This window comes from Cohnella hashimotonis (genome assembly GCF_030014955.1).
Taxonomy (GTDB): Bacteria; Bacillota; Bacilli; order Paenibacillales; family Paenibacillaceae; genus Cohnella; species Cohnella hashimotonis.
The window spans coordinates 4,580,217-4,599,690 of sequence record NZ_JAGRPV010000001.1 but is presented as its reverse complement, the minus strand read 5'-3'; the positions used below and the strand labels follow the sequence as shown (position 1 = coordinate 4,599,690).

9 protein-coding genes are annotated in these 19,474 nt (G+C 58.7%); 8 read left to right on the top strand and 1 reads right to left on the bottom strand.

Features of this window, described 5'->3' with window-relative positions; genetic code table 11:
- Positions 1–3 precede the first annotated feature (3 nt).
- The 7 genes from KB449_RS18660 (at position 4) to KB449_RS18630 (ending at position 16,512) form a co-directional block, all read left to right on the top strand.
- A complete protein-coding gene (locus KB449_RS18660) occupies positions 4–3,012 on the top strand; it encodes a sensor histidine kinase (RefSeq protein ID WP_282912851.1) in 3,009 nt (1,002 codons plus the stop codon).
- 22 nt (positions 3,013–3,034) lie between these two features.
- On the top strand, positions 3,035–8,767 hold the full coding sequence (locus KB449_RS18655; protein WP_282909812.1) for an S-layer homology domain-containing protein: 5,733 nt from the start codon (positions 3,035–3,037) through the stop codon (positions 8,765–8,767).
- A gap of 11 nt (positions 8,768–8,778) precedes the next feature.
- Positions 8,779–10,992 (top strand): glycoside hydrolase family 36 protein, encoded by a 2,214-nt coding sequence (locus KB449_RS18650; protein WP_282909811.1) that lies wholly within the window; start codon positions 8,779–8,781, stop codon positions 10,990–10,992.
- Positions 10,993–11,192: 200 nt separating this feature from the next.
- Positions 11,193–12,680 carry an ABC transporter substrate-binding protein gene (locus tag KB449_RS18645; protein WP_282909810.1) on the top strand — a complete coding sequence of 496 codons (1,488 nt, stop codon included), beginning with the start codon at positions 11,193–11,195 and terminating at the stop codon, positions 12,678–12,680.
- Between the two features lie 101 nt (positions 12,681–12,781).
- Positions 12,782–13,672, top strand: a complete 891-nt coding sequence (locus KB449_RS18640; protein ID WP_282909809.1) for a carbohydrate ABC transporter permease — start codon at positions 12,782–12,784, stop codon at positions 13,670–13,672.
- A 10-nt stretch (positions 13,673–13,682) separates the two neighbouring features.
- Positions 13,683–14,504 (top strand): carbohydrate ABC transporter permease, encoded by an 822-nt coding sequence (locus KB449_RS18635; protein ID WP_282909808.1) that lies wholly within the window; start codon positions 13,683–13,685, stop codon positions 14,502–14,504.
- Between the two features lie 19 nt (positions 14,505–14,523).
- Positions 14,524–16,512 (top strand): hypothetical protein, encoded by a 1,989-nt coding sequence (locus KB449_RS18630; protein WP_282909807.1) that lies wholly within the window; start codon positions 14,524–14,526, stop codon positions 16,510–16,512.
- Between the two features lie 503 nt (positions 16,513–17,015).
- Here the strand turns inward: KB449_RS18630 and KB449_RS18625 are convergent.
- Positions 17,016–17,930, bottom strand: a complete 915-nt coding sequence (locus KB449_RS18625) for a helix-turn-helix transcriptional regulator (RefSeq protein ID WP_282909806.1) — start codon at positions 17,928–17,930, stop codon at positions 17,016–17,018.
- Positions 17,931–18,059: 129 nt separating this feature from the next.
- Between KB449_RS18625 and KB449_RS18620 the strand changes: the two genes are divergently transcribed.
- Positions 18,060–19,283 (top strand): Gfo/Idh/MocA family protein, encoded by a 1,224-nt coding sequence (locus KB449_RS18620; RefSeq protein WP_282909805.1) that lies wholly within the window; start codon positions 18,060–18,062, stop codon positions 19,281–19,283.
- Positions 19,284–19,474 lie beyond the last annotated feature (191 nt).

Sequence of the window (19,474 nt, the reverse complement as noted above, 5' to 3'; positions counted from 1 at the left end):
AGCATGACGCATCGCAAGCGCATCGTCGCAAGCTCCCTGCTGCTGCTCTTGTCCGCGCTTGTTCTGTTCGGCGTCTATGGGTATGCCAACATGAACAAGATTCGCAAGGAAGCGGAATCTTACAGAAAAAATCATCTGATGAGCCAACTGGAATATAACGCGATGTCGGTGCTGAAGCAGGCAAGCACCTTTTCCGCGCATGTCAAGACGGAGGAATATACGGCTTATTCCGCGGATTTTCTGGGGCTCGGGACATCGGCCGAGGGTCAGGAAGCTTTGTGGGGGCTGAACGAGAAGATCAGCAGGCTGGCGGTCAAACCGGAATTGATCCAGCGCATGTACATGCTGGGCCAGGATAAAAACCAGTTGAATTATGCCAGGGCTTTCGACAGGCCATCGCCGGCCGCCGAAGAGCTGCCCTGGATCGAGGATTTGAACGGAACGGGAATGCTGGAGGCGCTGACTGCCAAGGGGATCGGCTTCCCCGTATATATTCAAGCCGGCGAGCTTCAACGGCAATTGCTTCGTAAATGGAATTATATAAGCGACCGCCAGCTCGAACGTGCAAGAGACTTCGCAAGTTCGCTTGAAGGGAAATGGATCATCAACAACGGCATCAATAATTATACGCTAAGCCTGCTCGTGCTCGGCGACGATTTTCCCCGCGAATTTCTGGCTGAAGGCGCGGACAGCCGGCATCTGTCGATCTATACGGATCAAGGGATCGGCACCTGGGGCGCTAATCTGGCCCCGCTGGATTTAAACGAACAACCCGATCTGGGGGACGGGCAGGCAGCATGGACGCGAATGTCCGATGAAAAAGGGCAGGTTCTTTACATAAAGAAATTGGCTCCCTATGGTGTCGTCCTCGTATGGACGGAGGGAAAGGCGGGCTGGCCCGCCGGCTTCGCCCGTACGATGGCGACTGTCGGAACCGCGCTCGTCCTGCTGCTATCGGGCAGCCTGCTCCTATCGATCGTGCTGGCGAACCGCATCCTGTCCCCGTTGCATAAGCTGACCCGATTTATTCGCGGCCAGGGCGGCGCGCTTCCCCTAAGCGCATACGCAGGAGACGAACCTTCCGGCAAAACGGCTCACAATCTGCTCACGGCCGCCTCAATCAGAACGAAGCTGGCGATGCTTTTTCTGGTGACGGTGCTTGTGCCGCTGCTGATCATGGTCGCCTTGTATTCCTCGATCCAGAACCACTACGCGAAGCAGGAGTGGAAGCGGACGGCAGAGGCTTTGACCGGTCAGATCGGCTGGACGGTCGCGAAGCAGGCGGAGACGCTTGAAGGAGCGGCTCACGCGCTGGCGGCCAATAACGTGTTGAGCGCCTATTTGTCCACGCAAGGCGGCTTCCAGTCTGCGTCCGCAACCGCGGCCAATGGACGGTCCGGAACGATCTACCCCGAGTCCGAAGAATTTTCCTACTTTATCCTGTACGACATGAACGGCAGCGCGAGATACTCGACGATCTTTTCCAACAATCTGTCTCTATTCTACCTGGAGCCCCGGATGGAGGACGAGGAGAGCGAGGATATTTCCTGGCTGCCGGTCTCGCCGGATATCTACAACCATCTCGCAAGCCAGCTGATCAAGCCCATTTACCGTGCGGGGCAGAACGAGCGCGGAGGGACGCTCGGATACTTGCAGCTCGTGCTGAAGCCCGATGCCTTCCAGGCCATCGAACGGTTGGGGGGAGCGGCTTTTCGGATCGAGGACGGCAAAGGACATCTGTTGTTCCAAAGCCAAGGGTACGAGGAGCGCGACCTGCTGAGCGCGAATGCGGCGCAGCCGTCCGCTGGCCGGGGCGCCTCGCTTGTAAGGACGGAGCCGATTCCGGCATACGGCTGGCAGATGACGGCCAAGTTTGCGTTTGACGCCCGGCACGAGCAAAATCGCGAAATGCTATGGGTCGTGGCATCGGTGGCGCTGCTGTGCATTCTCGTCGCCCTGACTTTGTCGCATTGGCTGGTCAGGCCGCTCGGTCATTTGCAGCACGCGATGGAGCGGATCAACGATTTTCATTTCCCTGCGGCCGCCGGCGCCGATGCCAGAGACGAAGTCGGTCTGCTGGCGCAGCACTACAATCGCATGGTCGAGAAAATCAACCAGTTGGTGGAAGAGGACTACCGCAGCAAGCTTCGCGAGAAGGAGCTCGGCGCGCTGAAAACGCAGGCTGAAATGAGCATGCTGCAGCAGCAGATCAACCCTCATTTTTTGTACAACACGCTGGAGTCCATCAATATGGAGGCGCAGCGCAATAACGGGGATGCGGTCAACAAAATGATCGGCTCGCTGGCCAAGCTGTTCCGGTATTCGATACGCTCCGGACCGGAGCAGGGCGTGCGTCTGGAGACGGAGATCGAATATACCCTTTATTACATGAACGTTCAGGAAAATCGCTTCAGAGACCGGTTCGCGGTGACATGGGATATCGAACCGGATACGCTGCCGGTTAACGTGCTCAAGCTGATTCTGCAGCCGATCGTGGAAAATGCCATTAATCACGGGCTCTCCGAGTACACCTCGGGCGGCGAGCTGCGCATCTCCTCACGGCTCGAAGCGGATCGGCTCGTAATCGCCATCGCGGACAACGGCATTGGCATGCGGGCGTCCGAGCTGGCGCTTTTGCAAGCGAAGCTCACGCTTGAGCAAGAGAACGAGAATCGGCCGACATGGTCGTCCGATCAACGCGGCATCGGACTCGTCAACGTGTACCGTCGTCTGAAAATCTACTACGGGGACCAAGCCGACGTGCGGATCGAGAGCAAATATATGAAAGGAACCACAGTGACATTGTTGATTCCTCGTGGAAATACAGGACCAGGACCAGGACCAGGACCAGGACCAGGACCAGGATCAGGATCAGGATCAGGATCAGGATCAGGATCAGGACCAGGACCAGGACCAGGATCAGGATCAGGATCAGGATCAGGTTCAAGTTCAAGTTCGGATACAGACTCAGATTCAGGTACAGGTGCAGGCGAAATCGCGGTTAAACGCTGAAAATGATCGGGGAGGTAGTTCCATGTTCAGAAAATGGATGAGCTGTCTTTGCATCGTCGCTGTGTTGGCTTCCGGATTCGCGGGCTTATGGACGTCCGGCCGCACGTTTGCGCAGCAGGCGGAGGCTACGCCGCTCGGGACGCAACCGGGCTCGGACGCCGCAGGACATTGGGCCGAAAAGGCGCTTCGGAAATGGCAGGCCTACGGCATTGTGAGCGGGTATCCGGACGGCAGTCTCAAGCCGGATCGGCAGCTGACCCGCGCGGAATTTATCGTCATGCTCGACCGGGTATTCCGCTTCGACGGCGGTTCGGGCGCCCCCTTCAAGGATGTGCCGCAGACGGCCTATTACAGCAAGGCGCTGGCCGGCGCATTCGCGGCCGGATTCGCAGGAGGGACGGGCAACGGACTGTTCATGCCGGATCGGCCGATCACCCGCGAGGAGGCGGCCAAGCTCGTCGCTTTGGCTTTTGACGTCGAACCCGATACGTCGGAAGCGAAGGCGCCAGAAGATGGAGAACAGATTGCCGCCTGGGCACGTCCGTCCGTCGCAGCCATGCTTGGCCGCGGTTATATGACCGGACGGGGACTTGACCGGTTCGAGCCCAAAGCCGGGATGACGAGGGCCGAGATGATCCAGGTGCTCGACAACGTCGTCGATCGAATGATCGGCACCGAAGGGCTGAGCGATACGACGGTGCAAGGCAACGCCGTCGTGAACCATGCGCCCGTGCGACTGCAAAACCTGGTCGTCGAAGGCGATCTGCTGCTCGCTCCCGGCGTTCGGGAAGGCGCAGTATCCCTCGATCATGTGACGGTTAAGGGCCGGGTGCTGGTGCAAGGGAGCCCGGCCGCCGGCATTGCGATCAAGGACTCGCAGCTTGCCGTCGTCCAGATCGCGGCGCCCAAGACAAAGCTGTCGCTGGCTGCCGTCAAGGTTGACCGGCTGCGCATGCTTCAGTCCGCAGCCGACAGCGTCATCTCGCAGGATGACGCGACCTCGATCGGCAAGCTCGACAATGAGGCGCTTCGCGTCGAGTTTCGCCAGTCGGCATCGCAAGGCGGAACGGCCGGTCTCCAGACCGGCGGCAACGGAGCGGGATCCGACGTTCCGTCCGGTCAGGAGACGCTCCCCGCCAAGGTGTCGGCGCTCGCGTTCGCGCAGGCGGACGAGGAGGAAGACGCCGATCTGGTCGCGACCGGGGGCGGAGGCACGACCGAGCTCCAGACGAATGTCGGCGAGCTCAGCGACACCTACGAGGTTCGCTACATGGAAGGCGCAGGCTCGACCATCGCCTTCACGCTCCATGGCCTTGCGCCGAACGCGCCGGCAACCGTGGAGATCGAGGAGATTCATACGCGCAATCCGGAAGCGTTCGCCTATACCGTACTCGCGAACGGACAGGAAGTCTACTTCAGAACGTATCGCGAAGCTTCCGCGGGACCGAACCACTATTTTATCGAGCTGAGCGCTGCGGCGGTGGGCAACGCCTCGTCGGTCACGCTGACCTTGCGCAATGAGACGCAGACGCGGGTCCATTTCTCAAAAGTGTGGGCTTACAGCAACTATGCCGATCTGCTGGCGGACGAGCAAATTTACCGGCCGATGACGGTCGGGCTGTTTAAACCGAATATCAGCTGGAACGATTATGCGGCCGACCTTGCGCTTTTGAACGGACTCAAGGAAACCTATGCCAACTACGACATGTACCGGATATCAGTTGTCTTCGATATCCTTTATATGCACTGGAGCAGCGCGGAAATGAAGCGCCGTCTGGATTACCTGATCCGGTTGTCCGCCGATTCCGGCCTGCCGATCCATCTGAGTGTCGACGCCTGGTGGGACGGCACGCCGACGGGACCAGACGGGCTGGGCGGCTATTGGCGGGATCTGCCGTATCAGCAGGTCGTGTACGATCCGCTGAACTCGGACGGCCGCGGCCAATGGAAGCTGACGACGCCCAACGTATTCGGTAACACGCCATGGCTGACGATGAACAACGCCCATTACAATGAAGTCCGAGAGGAAAAGATCAGGGACGTGACGTCGTACTTGTCGCAGCGGACGGGAGAAATGAAGGCGGAAGGCGAAACGCTGCCCCCGATCGTCGTATTTACCGAGAACGAACCGTGGTATTGGCCGTACTTTGCCTTGAACCCCTCCCCGCAAGGCGCCGGAGATTTCGGTCCCGAAGTCATCGCCGCGGCGGCTGCGGACGGCGTGACGCTGAACCCGGCCGATGGACTGTCCGTCCAGGAGCTTAGATGGCTCGCCAAAAACATGACCGATTATATATCGGACACGGCGCAGGCGATGGCGGACGGCTACGGGCACAATGCGATCGTCGTAAACAATGGCCAAGTGTCGTATCCCGACAGCCAATTGATCGAAAATGCGTTTACGCATATTTTCCCCAATGCCAAGTACCCTGCGCTGGAGGAGAACCGGGCGTTATGGGAGTCGCACATGGTCGAAGCGATTCGCTACGGCGGGGAGTGGGACGATCTGCTCGACGAGCGCTACCTGAGCTATATAGCCGCCAGAGGCAAATTCGCGGACGTCAATGCGGAGCGGAGCGCGATGCAGGATTTTGGATTTTTGCCGCAAGCCTACGCATTCGGAGCGGATCATTCGACGATCTATAACTTCCGGAGCGGCGACGACAGCATCGTCCGCGCCGCCGACGGAGACATCGACGCGCCTTACGTAACGCCTTCTTACGGGAAGGTCGCGGTCGATTATCAGTTCTCGGACGAACTGTCGCTGACGCCGTCGGCTACGCTGGTCGAAGTGAACCATGTCAAGCGGAGCCTGCTGCAGGAGCATTATGTCGCAAGCGCGGATACGGCCGACGCCGGCGGCGGATACCTGACGTTCAAAGTCGACAATCAGGGCGTTCCCCTGTCCGACGGCCTGCTCGTCGATCTGACGGGCCGCAATCTGCACGAGCTGTGCGGCGGCTGCAAGATCGAGGTATGGGCGGGCGCTACGCTAAGCGATCTGTCGGTCGCGGGTACCGTGTACGGCTTCAGATCGACGGCGCACGTAGAAGCCAGAGATCAGATCGATCCGGCGAGCGACGTGGCCTATGTCCGGATCCGGTTCTATTCGCCGAGCGTCGCCAGTCTGGACAATTGGGTAGCGCTGTCCGGCATTCAGATCTCGGCGGCGCTGAGCGAAGCAAGCGGTCATATGAACGGTTTTCAATATACGCTGAAGCAGCTCCGGGAGAGAAATTTGTGGGTGACCTACCGTGCCGACGTCGAGCGCCTGCTCGACCAATATGCAGGGCAAGCGGGACAGACCGGCGTCTATCAAACGATCAAGGAGCAATACGACAAAGGCTACTATGGAAGCGCGTATAGGGCGCTGCTGGCGGCCATGTCGCAGCTGCTTCCCGCCAAGTTCGTGGTCAAGGGCTACGGCCAATTGGGGGATTACCCGATGTCGCTCGACGCCGGCAGTCCGGAGGCCGTCGTCCGCGCGACCTTGTACGAGGCAGGCGATTCCGTCCGAATCGGGCTCGCGGCAGACGCCGAGACGCAAGTTTCCGTTACGCTGACCGGAGCGACCGCCTCCCATTACCAAGCGGCCGATCTTGGCGAGGGGCAGTACGAGCTTAAGCCTGCGCAGGCCGGGGATGCAGGCGCCGTGGCGGTATCGGGCGGTCATGTCACGTTCGCGTTGACGGCGCCGGGGGACGCGGTCAAGCAATATCCTGCCGCATTCGAGGCCAAAATGTACGGCGTCTCGGCATCGGGAGAATCAATCGCGATCCAGTCGCAGGACCCGGAGATCGGCGAATATGCGAGCGCCGTCGAGCTGAAGCTCGCGGACGGCGCGACGATATTGCGGGGACCCGAAGGCGCTTCGGATCAGGACCTGCAGGCGGTGCCGGCCGAAATGCTCGAATACGGCGATTTGCTCCGGCTGACGCTAAACGGCGATAACGAAATTACCGGGATCAAGGCCTACTACGGGACCGTATACGGCGCGATTACCGCGATCGAACCGATCGAAGTGAACGGCGAGCTGCGCAATGCGTACATGGAATTGCGCGATTCGCAAAACCATGTCTATCGCTTCGAGCTTGGGCAGGACAGCCAGTTCAAGTCCCCCAGGGCCACGGGCGTCAGCTTGTTTATGGCGCAAATCGACGATTGGGGCTTCAAGGACGGAGACGAGGTAACGGTTCGTTACAGTCCGTATGTCACCTCGGGCAGGGAGAAGCGCCTGCTGGAAATTTCGGAAACGTACGATTCGCTGCTGAACGAAAACTTCGAGGACGGCAGCGAGACGTGGCGCAATCGGGCCTACGTGGTGCAAAACGTCATCGAGACGCGTCTGGATTCGAACATTCAGGATCGCGTATTAAGGCCAAGCGATATCAGTCAGCCCGGCATCGTCGAATGGAAGTTCGAGAGCGCCGCGCCGTTCACGCTGGCTGCGATCCAGTACAGCGGACGCGCGATTCTCGGCTCGACGGTCGAGTGGGAGATCAGTTCGAGCGGCAGTAGCGGCAGCTGGCAGAAGGTCGGGGAGATCGCCAACAATTCGGACAACAACAACTATAACCAGCTGCGCGATATCAAGCTGGATCTCGGGAGCATGAATACGAGCACGTTGTATGTCCGGGTCGTCATGTCGACGAACACTTCCGATACGTGGGCGTCGCTCAACAGTATGAGGTTTACGGTGCTGCAGGCGGGGGCCCGCCAGCTTGACTCAGCGGTTCTCGCTCTTGGCAGCGGCGCCGTATTTACCGGGCAGGACGTGCCGCTGTCGCTGAGCGCCGCCTACGACACTGGGGCGGCCGTTAATCTGGAAGAGGCCAAGGTCGCGTATAGCTGGGACAATGAGGCAATGTTCGTGCGCAGCGCCGGCGGCGTGCGCGCGGTACAGCCGGGCACGGGGACGATACGCGCCTACGTATCCGTTAACGGTGTCGTCGTGGCCTCCAACAGCGTGGCCGTGACCGTCGCCGCTCAGGCGCTGGATCATTTTGAGTTGTCGACCGCGGACCGGATGATGGGGCTCGGCGATACGTACGGTATCGGCATCACCGTCTACAACGATCAGGATTACGTGCTTCACTCGTCGCTGTACGCAGCGACCTTTGCGAGCAGCGACGGCGCGGTCGCATCGGTATCCGCGAACGGGACGTTGACGGCCGTCGCTTACGGCAGTGCGGTTATTACGGTCCAGGTCGACTTCGAGAATACAAGTCTTGTCCGGACCTTTAACGTTACGGTCGCTCGTCCGGTTGCGCTTGTCGACGAGGATTTCCAATCGCTTCCGGCAGGTCCCGTAGCGGCAGGAGACATCGGCGCCTATGAGGTTGTCCAGTTGCAAAACGAGCTGCTGCACGAGAGCCTGCCGAATATGGGCTTGACCGGCACGCCCGACGGCGCGGGCGGCAAACAGGACGGATACGTCATCTACAAGCTGGACAGCACGGACGCGGACGGGTTCAAAAAGCTCGAGCTGCTGTACAGCGGCCGAACGCTGTATATCGACGATAACCGGATCGCGGATATTCGCTTCTATGCGGGTACAAGTACAAGCGGCATGACGCAGGTCGGCAGCTTGCCGACGTCGGCCGCGGGCAACTACGATACGATTCGTTCCCTCGACCTGACGAGCGTGGCGCAGGGACAAACGACCGTTTATTTGAAAATCGATATTCACGCGGTGGCGTATACGTGGGGCTTTTTGAATTCGGTAAAAGTCGTCGATTACGCCACGGAAGCTTAAGGAGTGCGGGTATGGAGCGTCTGGAATGGATTCATGAAAAGATGAGGATCGGTTTCGTGCGGGAAGAAGGCAAGCTGAAGCAGGATGTATTCCAGCCGCAGAGCCTATCCTCGGAATCGGAGAGAAGGTATGCCGCAGCGGCCGTTGTACAGGCTGCCGCCGCAGGCGTGCCGCATGGCGTGCATCCGGGGCTCGCCTCTGGACATTCGCTGCTCGCGGAGCAACTAACCGTGACTGGAATCGAGCCGACGGACAGCGGACTGCGCTTGCACTACCGACACGAAGGGCTGCAGCTGCGCTTCGTCGCGAATATGGAATTCGTACCCGGCGCGGCGGTCGTCCGTCAGACGACGACGGTCACCAACGAGGGCGACGAGGCCGTCGTGCTGACGCACTTGTCCTCGCTAATGATGCAGGGCATCGGGCTCGGCGGCGTCGGCGACTGGTCCGAGCCGGGCAGAATCCAGGTGCGCTACGCGCGCCAGGCCTGGAGCGGCGAGGGGCAGTGGCGGTGCGAGGACGCGGAAAGTCTAGGCCTTTACCGCACGGCACCCTATTCGATGTCCCATGCCGCGCACTGGGAATCGCGGGGGAGCTGGAGCACAGGCCGTTACCTGCCGATGGTCGTCGTGGAGGACACGCAGACGGGCGCCGTCTGGTATGCGCAGGCGGAGACCTCGTCCCACTGGCATATCGAGCTCGGCAACCGGCACGAGGGGGCCTATATCGGAAACGACAGTCTGTACCTGCAAATCGACGGTGCCAGCGAAGGCTGCGGGGGTTGGACCCGAACGCTGCAGCCGCAAGAGAGCTTTACGACGATACCGGCTGCGATCGGCTGCTGCATGGGCGGCATGGAGGAGGCCGTACGCGAATTGACGGCGTACAGGCGCGCCAGGCTGAAGCCAACGCCGGCTTGGCAGGGAGAGTTTCCCGTCGTTTTCAACGATTATATGAACGGCTTGTGGGCGGATCCTTCTACCGACAAGCTCGTGCCGCTCATTCGCGAGGCGTCCGAGCTTGGACTGGAAGTTTTCTGCATCGATGCAGGCTGGTTCGCCCTGCCCGGCTCGTACTGGGGCTCGTCTCTGGGCGATTGGCAGCCAGACGATACGCGATTCGGCAAGGAAGGGCTGCCTGGTATGCTGCGGCGGATTCGCGACGCGGGCATGATTCCCGGCGTCTGGCTGGAGCTGGAGGTATGCGGGGAAAATGCGGCGCTGGCGTCGAAGCCGGACGAGTGGTTTCTGCGGCGCAACGGCAAGAGAGTCGGCGGCGGAGAGCGTTGGTTTATGAACTTTTCCCATCCCGAAGTCAGGACGTATATGCACGGCGTCATCGACAGGCTGGCTGAGATGGGCGTCGGGTTTATCAAAAACGATTACAACGGCTGTATCGGGGCCGGCGACGATACGCTGGGGGATTCGGCGGCGGACGGGCTTATTCGTCATATACGTGCGGTGTATTCGTTTCTCGACGAAGTGAGGGCGAGGCATCCCGGACTCATCTTCGAAGGCTGCGCGTCGGGCGGCATGCGTGCCGATTACGGCCTGCTGTCCCATGTGCATATGGTCAGCTCCAGCGACCAGGAGGATTACAGGAAGTACCCGTCCGTCCTGGGCGGCATGCTGGCGGCTGTCCTGCCCGAGCAGAACGGCGTGTGGGCATACCCGTACCCGCTGCCGGCCTCGCATCGCGACAAACCGGAGCTGCTGGATGAAGAGACATATCGGCGGGAGATGGCGGACGGCGAGCAGACGGTTTTTAACATGATCAATGGCTTTTGCGGCAATTTGTATCTGTCGGGAAGGATTGACAAGGCCGACGGCCGCAACCGGGCGCTGATCAATGAAGCTGTCTCGCTGTACAAGGCCGAAAGAGCGCATATTCGCAGCTCGCATCCGGTGTGGCCGCTAGGGTTTCGTTCGATCGCCGACACCGCGGGCTGGAACGGCGTCGGTCTCGCGAGCATGGACGGGGACCGCATCGTGCTGGCCGTATGGCGGCTAGACGGCGGGGAGGAGACGACGGCGCTTCCCATCAAGGGCTGGACAGGCCAGGCTGCCGAAGTCAGGCAGCTTTATCCTGCCGGGACGGACATGGTCGTCGAACACGGCTATGAAGCAGCGGATGGCGTACTGCGGGTCAGGCTGCCGGAACGATATCAGGCGCGTCTGTTCGAGCTGCGCAAGGCTGCGGCGCCGGACATAGCAAATCAGGCATAGGAGATAGATCAGGACAGATCGATCGAGGTCCGCAAAGCGTCATTTTGCGGGCTTCTTTCGCATGTTCGAGCGCCCTTTTTCCGGCTTCGGAAACCTCCAAAAAACGCAAATGAAATCTAGATTTCGCCTGATTGTTTGCTTTTTGCCCGCTCTCTATATTTAAGGGGAACACCAACACATACGAAAAGGGGATACCCGAATTGAAGCGAAAATCGATCCTTTTGCTGTCCGCGATGAGCGTGTCGCTCGCGATGGCGGGCTGCTCCAACGCCGCGAAAAACAACCAGGCGAGCGGCGATAGCCCGCCTCCGTCCAGCGCAGGCGCGTCGAGTGCGGCAGCGTCGCCCACCCAGGAGGAAAGCGCGTCGCAAAGCGCCGAGCCCCAGACGCTGACGATGGTCTACTCCCAGGGCGAGTTCTCGTGGCCCGCCTACAAGAAGATGGCGGCGGCGTTCAAGGAAAAAACCGGCCACACCGTCAAGCTGCAATACGTGCCTGCGGCCGAATTCGACAAGTACCTCGATGCGCAGTTCGTCGCGGGCACCGAAGCGGATATTATTATGGGCGGTCCGTCCGACAAGTCCTCCTGGTTTAAAAACGGCTGGATCGTTAACTTGTATCCGCATATGGACGAGACGAGCCGGTTCACGAATGCGGCCTGGAGAGACTCGTTCGTCGACGGGGTGCTCGATTCCGCGACGGACAAGACGCCGCCGGAGAAGCTGTACGGCATTCCGATTCAGTTGACGACGGTCAATCTGTATTACAACAAAAAAATATTCGGCGAGCTTGGCGTATCCGAACCGCCCAAGACGATCACGGAGCTGCTCGCGGTCGCGCAAAAGGCTAAAGACGCAGGCTATACGGGCTTCAGCATTCAAAACTCGATGGACTGGAACCTGGGCTGGCTCGCTACCGATCTCTGGGGCTACCTGTGGAAGCCGAAGCTCGATCAGCTGGACGTCATCAAAAAGGACGGCTATGTCGGTACGGACGAGTGGGCGCTGGCGGTCAAGAAGGGCATGGTGACGAAGGATTCTCCCGAGCTCAAGGAATACGCGAGAGTCATTAAGGACCTGTCGCCTTATTTTAACGAAGGCTTCAATACGGCCAGCTGGGAATTCGAGAGCCTGTTCAACGACGGCAAATCGGCGATGGCGCTCAACGGCAGCTGGTATCCCAACCAGCATCTGCAGAACAAGCTGTCGGTCGACTATGGCATCGCGCCGATTCCTTATCTGGACAAGGCGTATTCGCAGCTCGGCGGCGAGGAGCGCTACAACTACATCATGGGCGGAGAAGCCTACGTGGCGATCACGTCCAAGGCGGAGAAGGACGGCAAGCTGCAGGCGGCGCTCGATTGGCTGCGCTTCTGGACGGATCCGAGTGGCGGCGCGAAGATGATGACGGACGAATTGTTCCTCATTCCCGTCGTCAAGGGCATCCAGGCGCCCGAGCAAGTTCAACCCATTATCGATACTTTCGGCACCGAGAAGCAGGTATCGTTCACCGCCTTCAAGTTCGAGCCCGAGCAATCCGACGCCTTTTTCAAGGCCCAGCAGCAGTATCTGGACAACAAGCTGACGGCAGAACGATTTATCGGCGATATTACCAAGACGCTGCAGAAGTACGCGGACGCGGCGATTAAAGCGAACCCGGAATGGGGCGTCGAGGCGTACCTGAAATAACCGCATAGAAGAAACGACGATTGGGAGGATGGGGGCTTCGCTCCGTCCTCCTTGATTACATCCATCCTATCGATTCTATCTACTTGAACGGAAGTGAAGCGATGAAGCCTTTGCGTTTATTGGAATCCAGGGCGGCGTATCTTTGCCTGCTGCCCACGTTCCTGTTCGTCGGCGTTTTTCTCGTGTATCCGACCTTCGAGGCGGTCCGCATTTCGTTTCTGGACTGGAATATGCGCAACTATTACAATCCGGAATTCGTGGGCTTCTCCAACTACAAAGAAATTTTCAGCAATGACGTATTTATCGATTCGTTCCGGGTGCTGGCGATCTTTCTGGGGTGGCAGCTTGTCGTGCTTCAAGGCATTTCCGTGTTCGCAGGCTACCTGATCTATTTGCTTGGCACCAGCCGGTTCGCAGGGTTTATTAAGGTGGCTTTCATTATCCCCATGGTCATTCCGGGCATGGTCTCCACACTGTTTTGGCTGTTCTTTTACGAGCCGACGAACGGCATGCTCAACGTGCTGCTGGGCACGCTCGGCTTGGACAGCTGGCAAAAGGTGTGGTTAGGCGAGAGCCAGACGACAGCGATCGGCTCGCTGCTCATGAAGGGCTTTCCCTGGATCAGCGGGATTGGATTTTTGATCTACCTGGCAGGCTTTCAGTCGCTCGACGAGTCGGTTCGGGAGTCGGCGCGGATGGACGGGGCCAGCGGATGGAAAGTGTTCTGGGCCATCGATCTGCCGCTCATCCTGCCTCAGCTCAAGCTGACGACCATCCTCGTCCTGATCGGCGGCATTCAGCAATACGGGGATCAGTACATCCTGACCAAAGGCGGTCCGGGCTATGACACGACGGTACCCGGCTTGTTTTTGTTCAACAATGCCTTTAATTACGGCAAGCTCGGAATCGGCTCGGCTGCGGGCGTGACCCTGTTTCTCATCATCGCCCTGTTCACCGTGCTGAATTTGCGTTTTATGAAGTCGCGGACTTAGGAGGCAGCTCTTGAAAACAAAAAGATGGTCGCGATCCGTCAACATGGCGCTATTGCTGTTTTTCGCATTTTGCACGCTCTACCCGTTATTTTTTATGCTCATCTCCTCGGTGAAGACCAATGCGGAGCTGCAGAGCAATTTTTTCGGCCTTCCGATCGAACCGCAATTTCAATACTACGGCAGCGCGCTCGGCAAGATCAAAACGTATATGGCCAATTCGGGCGTCATTTCGGCCATCAGCGCGGTCGGCGTGCTGATCGTATCTTCCTTGTCCGCCTATGCCTTTGCGCGCTTTCGGTTCTATGGCAAAAACGCGTTGTTTTTTACCCTGCTGCTGTTTCTGATGATTCCGGGCGTGCTCACGATCATTCCGCAATTCGTGCTGGTGAAAAATCTGGGCCTGATCAACACGCCCTGGGCGGCCGTTCTCCCTTATATCGCCAGCGGGCAGCTCGTTACCATATTCGTCATGAGAACCTTTTTCGAAGGCATACCTAAGGAGCTGTTCGAGAGCATCAAGATCGACGGGGGGAGCGAATTCCGCTGCTTTATCAGCCTGGTTATTCCTTTTGCGCTGCCGATCATTTTGTCCATGGGACTGGTGACCGTTCTGAATACGTGGAACGACTTTTTCTGGCCGCTGCTCGTGCTACCCGACCAGCACAAGATGACGCTGACGGTCGGCCTGTACCGGTTCATGGATCAGCAGCAAATTTTGTACGGCCAGGTGTTCTCCGCGATGTCGCTCGCTTCGGTCCCCTTGATGGTGCTGTTCAGCTTCACGATGAAGTTTTTTGTTCAAGGTCTAACCTCCGGCGCGATCAAGGCATGAGCGGGAGGGGGAGAGGCTTATGGATAAGGACAAGCGTATAGAACAGGAGAAAGGGATGGATAAGGAGAAGCGTAGGGAACAGGAGAAGGATATGGAAAAGGCGGAAATCCTTCTCCATGCGGAAGGCGCGACGAAGCTGACGGTGTCGGCCGCCGCTTATGAGGCACATCTTGATCTGGAAGGGCAGCGCTGGCGTTTGTATGTCAGAGACGGGAAGGAGGACGGACGCTTAGCGGGAGAACGCAGGCCACAGCCGATTGTTTGCCTACCGATGCAGTCTCGCGTTCACGCGCTGGATCAGCCGGATCTGGCTGACGCAGGAGCGCTTCGACTCGTTCGCAAGCGGCGGAGCGGCCGTCAGTTGACGCTAACGTTTGCAACTGGGAGGGGAGCGCTATGGACACAAAAAGTGTATCGCTTTACCTTCGGCGCCGACGCTGTAAGTTATCGGACCGAGGTCGTCGGGCCCGGCAGACGAATAGACGAAGTCTATTATTTTGCCGAAGATTGGATCGCTGCAGGCACCGGGGACAATCGAGGCGCTTCGCCGGACTGGAGCGGCGGACGCCCGGGTTTTGAACGCTACTACGCGCCCCGGTTCGACTGGAAGGTCGGGATCGTACACCGCAGGCCGGACGAGCCGGACACGCTGAACTGTCAGCAGTGGCTGAGTCCGCCTCCCTTTTGCTACGCGCTGCAGAAGGAGGGACGCTGGGTAAGCTGCGGCATCGTGGCCCAGCCGGGCGCGTTCAACTTTCTCGGTTTCGATTATGCCGTCGCGCCCTGCGAAGATTTCTCGTTCAAACTCGATTACGAGGGACATACGGAGGTGGGGGAGAAGGGCTTTTGCACGCCCGCACTTCGTTTCGGCTTAAAGCCGGCTGTCGGCGAGAACGAAGCCGTCGGGGCGTACATTGCGTCGCTGACGCGCAGCATGAGGCTTAAAGATGCGGCCGAAGCTGCCACCTCCCGGCGATCGCGGCCGGCCTGGTGGAAGGAACCGATGTTTTGCGGATGGGGACAGCAGCGATACGATTATCGCGGCGATCACGACGGTACGGAAAACGGGCATTTCCTGAATGTCGGCGCATACGCAACCGAGGAAAAATATCGATCCTATGACGCGCTGATGGCGCTGCACGACATTCAACCGGGAACGATTATTATCGATTACAAATGGGCGAAGCAGGACGCGCTGGCCGCCCCCGACCCGCTGAAGTGGAACGATATGCGCGCTTTTATCGACGAGCAGCATTCGCTCGGCCGCCGGGTGCTGCTGTGGTATTCGCCTTTGCTGGCGGAAGGACTGCCTCAAGAAGCTTGTATGACGCTGGACGGACGCGTCGTCGCCGCGGACCCGACGTCCGCGCGGTATTCGGAGATATTGGCTGAGCAAGTCCGCCTCATGTGCGGCAGCGGCCCCGGCTGCCTGAACGCCGACGGCCTCAAGATCGACTTTACGCAAAATATCGCTTCGGAGCGAAGAACCTTCCGCAATTATTTATCGACAAGCCTCGCGATGCTAAACGAGAGCGACCCCGCGCATGTGTATCCCCGGCTTGGCGAAGGCCGCGACACGCTCATTCGTACCGCGGGAACTTTGTGGGGCGTCGAATTGCTGCGTGCCTATATTGAGGCGCTGCATTCGGCGATAAAGGCCGTAAAGGCGGACGCCATGTTGATCACGCATACGGCCAATCCCTATTTCGCGAATATTACGGACGTCCTTCGGCTTAACGACCTCGACGGCGCTTCGCCCCAAGCAACGGATATCATGAGAAACCGGGCGGAGATCGCCCGCATGTGCAATCCGGCTTGGCTCATCGATCCCGACAACGACCTGATGCAGGACAAACGAATGTGGCGGGACTACCTGCAATTTCAGCCGCAGATCGGCATTCCGGTAACCTACTATATTCGGGGCATAGCGGCTTCCGGCGAAGCGTTCGATGAATCGGATTATGCGTATTTGCGCCAGGTGTGGGAGGCTTACCGAGAGCAGATGTAGCGCCGATGTTGCTTGAATTGAAGCATAAGGCGACTCCTGCGTGTTTCGAAAGGCGTGTCGGATGTCCTGCAGAGTTGCATAGCTGGGGCACGTCGTGAGGAAGCTTTACTCATCCGCGGGAGCGCGTCGGCAATCGGCGCGAAGAGACGCTGTACAGCGCTACATCGCGGGATCGCGTCGGCAATCGGCGCGAAGAAACGCTGTACAGCGCTACATCGCGGGATCGCGTCGGCAATCGGCGCGAAGAGACGCTGTACAGCGCTACATCGCGGGATCGCGTCGGCCATCGGCGCGAAGAGACGCTGTACAGCGCTACATCGCGGGATCGCGTCGGCAATCGGCGCGAAGAGGCGCTGTGCAGCGCTACATCGCGGGATCGCGTCGGCAATCGGCGCGAAGAGACGCTGTGCAGCGCTACATCGCGGGATCGCGTCGGCCATCGGCGCGAAGAGACGCTGTACAGCGCTACATCGCGGGAGCGCGTCGGACACCAAGGCGAACAATCAAGAAACCCCGCCCCTGAACAGCTTCCGATACTGCTGTGGGGAAATCCCCTGCCACTTTTTGAACACATGGCTGAAGTTATGCAGGTCGTCGTAGCCGACCAGCGCGCCGATTCGCTCGATTTTTTCGTCCGTCTCGAGCAGGTAGCGCTTGGCTGCTTGGTGGCGAAGCCGCTGCAAGTATTTTTGGGGCGACTCGCCGAACAGCTGTTTGAACAGGCGGATAAAGTAATCCTCGCTGACGCTAAGCTCGCGGGCCAGCGTCTTGTTCGTATGCGGCAAATGAAGACTCTGCTGCAAATCTGCCTTTATCTCGAGCAGCCGTTTTTGGTAAGCGGTGACAGTCTGACTCTGCGGATCCATAGAAAGTCCGACGAGCTCGGCCAACACGAGCTGCATATACCCGCGGCAAGCGAGCGAAGCAGCAGTGCGGCTGGCGTGATAGGCCTCCGCGGCTTGTTCCAGCCAGGACACAAGCTCCAAGGGCGCCGAACGGTATCGGCGAGCGAAGACAGGACTCCCGGTTCCCGTTACGGGCCAATAGCCGATCCGATCCTCCCGCGCGTCCCCGTCCTGGATGACCAATTGGTATTCGAATTCGATCTCCACCTCGTCATACAGGTCGAAATGAAGGCCGAGCAGCCGGGTGTCCGGCATGCCGGTCAGCTCGATCCGGTGCTCTATGGCCGGAGGCAGCACGAGCAGATCCCCCGCGAAAAAGGCAAGCGGCGACGCTTCGTCTTCGAAATGCACCCGGATGCTGCCGGAGTAAATATACATCAGCTCGCTGTCGTATAGACGGCGCAAATAACCACGAGTAGGCGGCGTGCGCTGATACTCGGCATAGTGGACGCTCGGCGCGAATGCCCGGACGTCCAACGGTCTCGTATGGGGCTGCATGAAACCCGACGGCATTGATTCCACCTCGTGACAGAACGGAAATTCACAACTCGTATTCGAGGAACGACAAATACAAGCGATTATGCCCATGATAGCATAAACGTGTTGAACAGGAATTCACAATTTCGAGGGAGAGATGGATTCATGCCAGCTTCGTCTGCGAAGGTCCGGATCGGCGTCATCGGTTTGGGACAACGGGGAAAGGATCTTTTCGGCTTGCTTCAGGAAATGGACGACGTCGAGATCGCGGCGGTCAGCGACCTGTACGAAGATCGGTTGCACAAGGCGGCAGAGGCAGCTCAAAACGCTTCGAAACCGAAGCCGTCCTTGTACCTGAATTATAAAGAATTGCTGGCGCGGGAAGACATCGAAGCCGTCATCGTGGCGTCCTCCTGGACCAGCCATGCGGAGATCGCCATCGCGGCGATGAGAGCGGGGAAATATGTCGGGTCGGAAGTCGGCGGCGCGGCATCGATCGAGGAGTGCTGGGAGCTGGTACGGACCTCCGAAGCGACCGGCGTGCCCTGCATGCTGCTGGAAAACTGCTGTTACGGACGCAACGAAATGGCCGTGCTGAATATGGTCAGGCAAGGGCTGTTCGGCGAATTGATCCATTGCCGCGGCGGCTATCTCCACGATCTGCGCGAGGAAGTGGCGACGGGCATCGAGAACCGCCATTATCGCATTCATAACTATTTGAACCGCAATGGCGATCTGTATCCGACGCACGGCCTCGGCTTGCCTGCGGCCTGCCTGAACATTAACCGCGGCAACCGCATCGTGAGTGTTACCTCGATTGCGTCCAAGTCGCGGGGGATTAACGAGTGGGCCGGCGAACATCTCGGACCGACGCATCCTGCAGCGCGTTCGCCGATCGAACTCGGCGACATCGTCACTACGATGATGAAGTGCGCGCACGGCGAGACGATTTTGCTGACGCACGATACTTCCTTACCCCGACCGTACTCCAGAGCGGGCCAAGTTCAAGGAACGAAGGGCATCTGGATGGAGGACGGCAACTCGATCTATATTGATGGCACTAGCCCGGCCCACGAATGGGAGTCGTTCGATCCATACCTGGAACAATACGAGCATCCGGTCTGGAAGCGATTTTTAAACGACGGCGTCAAGGGCGGACACGGGGGAATGGACTATCTGGTCCTGCGCGACTTCGTCGCGTGCGTAGCTGCCCGATCGACACCGCCGATCGATGTCTACGATATGGCTACCTGGATGGCGGTGACGGTGCTGTCCGAGCAGTCGGTGCACGCCGGCGGGGCGCCGGTCGCCTTCCCGGACTTTACGAACGGCAAATGGATCGAACGCAGCGAGCCGATGCTGGCTTCTACTTTTGCTAACCAAGTTTGACCTGTCCAATGGGAGCACCTAGGGGTGCTCTTTTTCGTGTTTTGATTTAGATTACAAAAATTATACTAGTATTATAAGTTGATAAAACATTTCTATAATTTTGACATTTTATTACACAAGGAGGAGATTTAAACTATATGAATCAGTTACACCCATTTATAATTGGAGTAGACCTAGCTGCGACAGAATCC

What these genes read in the sequence shown, in the direction of transcription:
- KB449_RS18660 (WP_282912851.1), top strand. Translation starts at nt 4, where the DNA reads ATGACGCATCGCAAGCGCATCGTCGCAAGCTCCCTGCTGCTGCTCTTG.
- KB449_RS18655 (WP_282909812.1), top strand. Translation starts at nt 3,035, where the DNA reads ATGTTCAGAAAATGGATGAGCTGTCTTTGCATCGTCGCTGTGTTGGCT.
- KB449_RS18650 (WP_282909811.1), top strand. Translation starts at nt 8,779, where the DNA reads ATGGAGCGTCTGGAATGGATTCATGAAAAGATGAGGATCGGTTTCGTG.
- KB449_RS18640 (WP_282909809.1), top strand. Translation starts at nt 12,782, where the DNA reads ATGAAGCCTTTGCGTTTATTGGAATCCAGGGCGGCGTATCTTTGCCTG.
- KB449_RS18630 (WP_282909807.1), top strand. Translation starts at nt 14,524, where the DNA reads ATGGATAAGGACAAGCGTATAGAACAGGAGAAAGGGATGGATAAGGAG.
- KB449_RS18625 (WP_282909806.1), bottom strand. Translation starts at nt 17,930, where the DNA reads ATGCCGTCGGGTTTCATGCAGCCCCATACGAGACCGTTGGACGTCCGG.
- KB449_RS18620 (WP_282909805.1), top strand. Translation starts at nt 18,060, where the DNA reads ATGCCAGCTTCGTCTGCGAAGGTCCGGATCGGCGTCATCGGTTTGGGA.